This window comes from Saccharopolyspora sp. (assembly GCF_017434145.1).
GTDB classification, from domain to species: Bacteria; Actinomycetota; Actinomycetes; order Mycobacteriales; family Pseudonocardiaceae; genus Saccharopolyspora_C; species Saccharopolyspora_C galaxeae.
The window spans coordinates 1-6611 of the sequence record NZ_JAFRFW010000681.1 but is presented as its reverse complement, the minus strand read 5'-3'; the positions used below and the strand labels follow the sequence as shown (position 1 = coordinate 6611).

General features: G+C 68.4%; 6 protein-coding genes. 1 reads left to right on the top strand and 5 read right to left on the bottom strand.

What is annotated here, in order from left to right; translation table 11 throughout:
• Nucleotides 1-158 precede the first annotated feature (158 nt).
• The 3 genes from IJH84_RS18650 to IJH84_RS18640 all read right to left on the bottom strand — a co-directional run bounded on the left by IJH84_RS18650 (nt 159) and on the right by IJH84_RS18640 (nt 3382).
• Complete coding sequence (locus IJH84_RS18650; RefSeq protein WP_200070424.1) at nt 159-854, bottom strand: type 1 glutamine amidotransferase domain-containing protein; 696 nt, start codon at nt 852-854, stop codon at nt 159-161.
• 121 nt (nt 855-975) lie between these two features.
• Nucleotides 976-1818 carry an aldo/keto reductase gene (locus IJH84_RS18645; protein ID WP_295146774.1) on the bottom strand — a complete coding sequence of 281 codons (843 nt, stop codon included), beginning with the start codon at nt 1816-1818 and terminating at the stop codon, nt 976-978.
• Between the two features lie 70 nt (nt 1819-1888).
• On the bottom strand, nt 1889-3382 hold the full coding sequence (locus IJH84_RS18640) for a GGDEF domain-containing protein (RefSeq protein ID WP_295146772.1): 1494 nt from the start codon (nt 3380-3382) through the stop codon (nt 1889-1891).
• A 196-nt stretch (nt 3383-3578) separates the two neighbouring features.
• Here IJH84_RS18640 and IJH84_RS18635 point away from each other — a divergent pair, with 196 nt between their 5' ends.
• On the top strand, nt 3579-4415 hold the full coding sequence (locus tag IJH84_RS18635) for an SAM-dependent methyltransferase (RefSeq protein ID WP_295146770.1): 837 nt from the start codon (nt 3579-3581) through the stop codon (nt 4413-4415).
• 327 nt (nt 4416-4742) lie between these two features.
• On the opposite strand, the gene IJH84_RS18630 is transcribed toward IJH84_RS18635, so the two are convergent.
• Both IJH84_RS18630 and IJH84_RS18625 read right to left on the bottom strand, forming a co-directional pair.
• Nucleotides 4743-5210: a hypothetical protein gene (locus IJH84_RS18630; protein WP_295146768.1), complete on the bottom strand. Its 468-nt coding sequence runs from the start codon at nt 5208-5210 to the stop codon at nt 4743-4745.
• A 29-nt stretch (nt 5211-5239) separates the two neighbouring features.
• A partial coding sequence (locus tag IJH84_RS18625; protein ID WP_295146766.1) for an RHS repeat-associated core domain-containing protein occupies nt 5240-6611 on the bottom strand: 1372 nt, incomplete at its 5' end.

Genomic DNA, 6611 nt, shown 5'->3' with positions numbered 1-6611 from the left:
TCACGGACGCACCCCGCACCGCCGGAAGCGTCGCCGGCGTTCGCTGAACCCGCCCATCCCCCTCCTTCCGGCGGCGGCCGGGCAGCACGGCCGCTCCCGTGCCGAGGGTGTCCCGCGGCGGGGATCGACTAACTCGCGCGGCGCCGATGCGACCGCGGTCAGCGCAGCTTGGCGACCACTGCCTCGGCGACGGCCTTGGCGCTACCGGGGTTCTGGCCGGTGATCAACCGGTCGTCCTCGCGAACGTACGTGGCGAAGGGCTGCTCGGCCGTCGAATACTCGGCGCCCCGCTGCTTGAGCTCGTCCTGCAGGCTGTAGGGCACGGCCCGGTCGCGTTGCGCCAGTTCTTCCTCCGGCCATGAGAAGCCGGTGACGTCCTTGCCGTCGACCAGGTACCGCCCGTCGGAAAGCTGCGCGCCGAGCAGCCCGCACGGGCCGTGGCAGACCGCGGAGACGACCTTGCCGGACTCGTGGAACTCCCGCAGCAGCCCGGCCAGCCGGTCGCTCTGGGCGAAGTCGAACATCACGCCGTGGCCGCCGGTGAGGTAGATCGCGTCGTAGTGGGCCGGGTCGACCTCGGCCACGGACCTGGTCTCGCGCAGCTGGTCCATGAACTGCCGGTCGGCGTAGCGCCGGTCGGTGCCCAGCTCGCCGAGCACGTCGTGGGACAGGCTTTCCGGGTCGATGGGCACATGTCCGCCCGCGATGCTGGCGATGACGGGTTCGTATCCGGCCTGTTCGACCACGTCGTAGAAGTGGGTCAGCTCGCCGAGCCACAGCCCGGTGCGGAATCCGGCCTTCTCGTACTCGCCGACGCTCGTGACGATGATCAGTACCCGGTTGGTGTTGGCCATGTTGGAGTCCTCGTTCAAGTTCGGTCGTCGCCTCGCCGGTACTGATCGGCGAGTGCTTTCCGCGCGAACATTCCCCAGCGCCGGGTGGTGCAAACCCGTCGCGGAGAGCCGGTTCGGGTTCTCAGAGCACTTCGAGCGGCTGCGGGCTCGTCGGCGGCGGGAACGCCTCGTCGAGTTCGGCGAAGTCCTGTTCGGACAGCCGCAACCGCAGCGCCGCGTGGTTCTCCTGCACGTGCGCCCGGCTGCTCGCGCGTGGGATGGCGCAGACGCCCTCGTTGCGCAGCAGCCAGGCCAGCCCGATCTGCGCGGGGCTCGCGTCGTGGCGCTCGGCCACCTGCCGCAGCGCGGGCGAATCCAGCATCCGGCCCTGTTCGATCGGGGAGTAGGCCATCACCGGCAACTCGCGCTGCCTGCACCACGGCAGCAGGTCGTACTCGACGCCGCGGCGGGTGAGGTTGTAGAGCACCTGGTCGGTGCCGACGCCTTCGCCGCCGCGGGTGCGGGCGAGCTCGGACATGTCCTCGGGGTCGAAGTTGCTCACGCCCCAATACCGGATCCGGCCGGACCGCACCAGCTCGGCGAACGCCTCCAGCGTTTCTTCCAGCGGTGTCCGGCCGCGCCAGTGCAGCAGGTACAGGTCGATGCGGTCGGTTCGCAGCCGCCGCAGGCTCCGCTCGCAGGCGTCGATCACGCCCTGCTTCGTGGCGTGCTGCGGCAGCACCTTGTCGACGAGGAAGACCTCGTCGCGGCGGCCGCCGAGTGCCGAACCGAGCAGTTCCTCGGCCGCGCCGTCGCCGTACATCTCCGCGGTGTCGACCAGCGTCATGCCCAGGTCGATTCCGGCGTGCAGCGCATCGATCTCGCCTTCGCGGCGCTCGGGGCGCTCGGCCCAGCCCCAGGTGCCCTGGCCCAGCGCCGGGATCACCTCGCCGGAGGGCAGCGCGATCGTCGGGGTTGCGGACACGGCCCGGACCTCCTTCCCGCAGGTTCCGCGCCGACGCTACCCACGCCGCCGAGGGCGGCAAACCGCGGCGTCAGCCCGCGGATCGCGCGGCGGTGCCGATGCGGTTCCGGCCTTCCCGCTTCGCCCGGTACAGCGCGTTGTCGGCAGCTTGCACGAGGTCTGGCAGCGCGCCTGCCGCGGAAGCCACGCCGATGCTCACGGTCACCTCCGCACCGGCCGCGCTGTCGCCGAGAACACCGCGCCAGTCGTGTTCGCCGACGCGGCGCCGGATCCGTTCCGCCGCGGCCGCACCTGCCGGTGGGCAGCCCGCCGCGCGGCTGTCGACGGCCAGCACGACGAACTCGTCACCCGACCACCTGCACACCAGGTCCTGATCGCGGCATTCGCGCCGCAGCAGCCTGCTCATCTCCTGCAGCGTCCGATCGCCCGCGGCGTGTCCCGCGCGGTCGTTGATGTCCTTGAAGTGGTCGACGTCGATCAGCACCAGCCACGGCACGACGGTTCCCCCGGCCCGGTCGAACAGCACCGTCGCGCGGTGCTCCAGGCCCCGGCGGTTGAGCAGGCCGGTCAGCGGGTCGCGGTCGGCCGCCTTCCGCGCGGCCTCTTCGCGCCGCTGCTCCCGCATGGACAGGTGGCGCTGTTCCAGCGCCTGCCCGAGACCCTCGTGCAAGGCGCGCACGGTCGTGCGCCCGGCCCCGATCATGCGGTGCAGCGCGGCGGCCTCGCCTGCCGGGTCGTCCAGCTCCCGGCACAGCGTCGCCAGCTGCCACGAGAACCGGCGGAACAGCCGGTATTCGCGAGTGCGCTGCACCGCGTCCACCGCCCGGTCGGCGAAGGCCCTGGCTTCGTGCAGGCGCCCCTGGCGCTTGCGGACCTCCACGAGGACGCGGTTCGCGAACGACAGCGTGTAGCAGTCCTCCGTCCGGCGGCTGAGCTCGAGTGCTCGCGTGGCGCGGCTCTCGGCCTCCTCCAGGGAGTCCAAGCTGGCCAGCACCCGCGCGCGCGTGGTCAGCGCCCGGCGGCGGGTCTGGCTCGGCGAGGCCAGCGACAGCGATTCCTCGCAGAGCGCCTGCACCGCGGTGAAATCGGCGCGGGTGGCGTCGGGGTCGTCGATCAACCCGGCCAGCCGCGTGCCCGCCTCGCGCAGCAGGCAGTGCGCCAAGGTGTCGGGATCACCGCAGCGGCGGGCCAGCCGCACCGCCGAGGTGCCCATCGCCACCGCGGACTCGTGGCTGCCCACCGACGCCAGTAGATAACCGAGCATCCCGACCGCGTGCGCCGAGCTCGCGTCGTCTGCGCTTTCCATGTCGAGCCGGGACCACCCTTCGGCGGCCAGCTGGATCGTCCGCGGGATGCGGTCCAGCCGCGCGGCCAGCAGCGCCCGGTTCACCAGGACCACGGCCGGGGCGTATCCGGTCTCGTCCGGCGCGGCCGGTATGCGGTCGAACGCGGCTTCGGCCTCCTCGAAGCGGCCGGCGTCCAGCAACAGCCAGATCCGCCGCTCCGCTGCGGGAACGACCCCTGCCAGCAGCGGATCCTCGGGTTCGTCCTGGCAGCTGCTCACCTGTCGACCCCCCGCGTCGCGGCTGGTCCAAGGATAGGTGGCTCGCGACCCGGGGCACCGGCTGCGAGCGGTAGCGAATTGCTCGCCGGCGGTCGTTCTCGGCATTTCGGGCGATGTGGCACGCAGTGTCGAGACGGCGCGGTGATCCGTTCTATGATCGACACTCTGCCCGCGGTACGAGCAACAGGTGGTGGACGTGAGCGACCCGGTCTTTTCCCGGCTTTCCAGCGGGCGGGCGCCGGTCCCGTCGCAGATCGACACGAGCGTTCCTTCGATCGCGCGGGTCTACGACTACCTGCTCGGCGGGAAGGACCACTACGAGGCGGATCGGCAGTCGTGCCGGACGATGCTCGAGGCGGTCCCGGAGACACCGCTGCTGGCGAAGGCCAACCGCGCGTTCCTGCGCAGGGCGGTGCGGTACCTGGTCGGCGAGGTCGGTGTGCGCCAGCTCGTCGACATCGGCTCCGGCCTGCCCACCGCGGGCAACGTGCACGAGGTCGCGCAGCGCATCGATCCGGAAGTCCGGGTGCTCTACACCGACAACGACCCGATCGTGCTCGCGCACGGGCGCGCGTTGCTGCCCGCCGACGAGACCACCGGTCTCATCCACGCGGACCTGCGCGACCCGGACGCGATCTTCGACGACCCCGAGACCCGTCGGCTGATCGACCCGGACCGGCCGTTCGCCGTGCTGCTCGGCGGAATCCTCATGCACCTCGAAGCCGAGGAGGACCCGGACGGCGTCGCCGCCCGCATCCGCGACCGGCTGCCCTCGGGCGGCTACCTGATGGCCTCGAACACCTGCGACACCGGCGAGCCGCACGCCCGAGACCTCGCCCGCGCGTTCGCCGAAGGCGGCATGGGCTCGAACTGCTTCCGCACCCGCGAGCAGCAGTTGCACTACTTCGACGGCCTCGAACTGATCGAACCCGGCCTGGTGCCGAACAACCAATGGCGACCGGACGAGGACTTCCCGGACCCGCAGAACCCGGCACACGCCCTGCACATCGGCGCCATCGGCCGGAAGCCCTGAGCGGCGCGGCGCTCGGCGGTTGGTGTGGTGGTCCGGTACCTAACGCTGGAAGCAACGCACTGGATCGTCGGCGATGAGCACGATAGGACTCCAGTCGGATCCGCGACCGGGCCAGCTCCCGCGACGGTTCCGACGGCTGTCGCCGCCCACCCGCCCCAGCACGAGTCGCCGTATCGGATATCCGCAGATCGTTTCCGTCGCTGGCAACACCAGCCCTCTGCTGTTCTTATCGGACTGTAACGAAATCTCGCGATATGCGTATGCTGCCCCCGGAGGCTCTCGCGGCGTTCCGGAAAGAAACGGAATTGCTCGCTTTTGCGGGAAGCGTCAGAACTTCACCCGCATCGATTCGGTAAAAGAATTGGGGCGGCCCGCGTAAGTATCAGCTATCCGTGAGACCACATGTTCCGCGGACCAAACTGCATAACGCTCGAGTCCGATACAGTCTTCCGGGGCCGCCGAAGTCCCCTCATCCGACCCTCCGGACGGGTCGAATATATCGCAATCGCCTGATATTGGATCCTGTCGAAAAAATCGAGGTATCGGCGGAAGGGCCTGGTTGGGCAACTTCCGGATCGGCTCGCCCCACTTGCCGGAGGAGTATGCCGACTTCGCCACTGCAACAATGAACATCGGGTCATCGGCAGGGCGTCCAGCCTCATCAAAATTGGCCTCCCTGTCATAGAAGGCCCAGTACGGCGATTTCTCCAGCATCAGGCCGAAGGCGTGGTCGTCATCGCCGGCCGGAACTTCAAAAAGCTGACCCGGCGAGAATGATATCCGCTTCATGCTCACCCCGATCAAGTAATGTCGATGTCCCTAGTTTACTGCAAGCCCCATTGGCCTCTCGCAGCGTCCATGAAAGTTTGCCGCAGCGGGTTGTCCTCGGCGATCCCGCGGATCGCATTCCCGGACGTCCCTCCTGCTGATTGTGCACCACCGAAGAAGTCGATGAGATTCTGCTCCCTGCCCCTGATCATCTGGTATGCTAAGTCCTGGTGCCGCTGCACGAACGGCAAATTCGCATCGGCGAACTTGTCCAGCTGCGCCGGACCGAATCCATGCTCATCCATATGGTGCCCAGCGTCCCGCGCCGCAACGATGTCCTCGGGAGCGCCAGTACCGCGTGCGCGACCGGAGTACACCGCGCCGGTTGTCGGATTCGACTTGATGTAGGTAACGTACTTGAGTCCGCATGGCGTCAATCCAAGAGGGTCGATTTCCGAGTTTGGATTGAACACATATCGATACGGGTTCGGTCCTGGCGCAAGCCCCAACGGGTCCGAGCTCGCATACCTGCCCAAAGCGGGACTGTAGTGACGCTGGTAGTTGTAGTTGAAGGCTGTTTCCCGATCTGCGTACTGGCCGGGGAACCGCAGTGGCATCGTGACACCACCGCCTTCTTCATCGAGTGGCTCTCCCCAAAGCGTCGTCCTGTGGAACCACGCTACCGCGCCCCTGTCGTCCACCAATTCTGACGGGGATCCGACCACGTCTGTGACTATCGCGTGGAATTGTTCGTCGATCCACTGCTGGGGTGCTTCGCGAAGTGGGGAGCGATGATGCTGAGTTAAGGGTCGAAAACTGCCGGGCTCGTACTCCCAGACCGTGTTCCTTGCTTCGTTGTGCCGTGTTTTGTGGGTTTGTTCGGCGAGGGCGGGTCCGTCCCAGGTGAAGTCGATGCGTTCGATGACGTCGTCGTTCGGGCCGAGGTGTTGCTTGGCGATGCGGCGGCCGAGTGGGTCGTAGTGGTAGTGCCAGCGGGTGCCGTCGGGGGTGGTGACGCCGGTCATGCGGTCGTCAGTGTCCCAGGTGTAGTGCCAGGTGGCGGGTTTTTCGGAGAGGCGTTTTTGCTGGCGCAGGGTCATGCGGCCTTGGGCGTCGTGCTCGTAGCGGACTTTGCCCGCGCGGCGGATGAGGGTGCCGTTGTACTCGCGGTCTCCGAGTGCTTCGGAGTCGGGCGAGTCGGTGGGTGCCGGCCACGCCCCCTCGGTGATGTTGCCCGCCGCGTCGTAGGCGTAGCGTTCGGTCCAGCCGGAGCCGTGGACCGTGGTCACGCGCCCGACCTGGTCGAGGTCGAAGGTGCGGTTGCCGGTGAGCTGGTCCTCGATGCGGGAGAGGAACCCGTCGGCGCGATAGCTGTAGGCACGCTGCTGGATGCGTCGCCCGCCGCGCCCGGTGAGGGCCTGCGAGGTG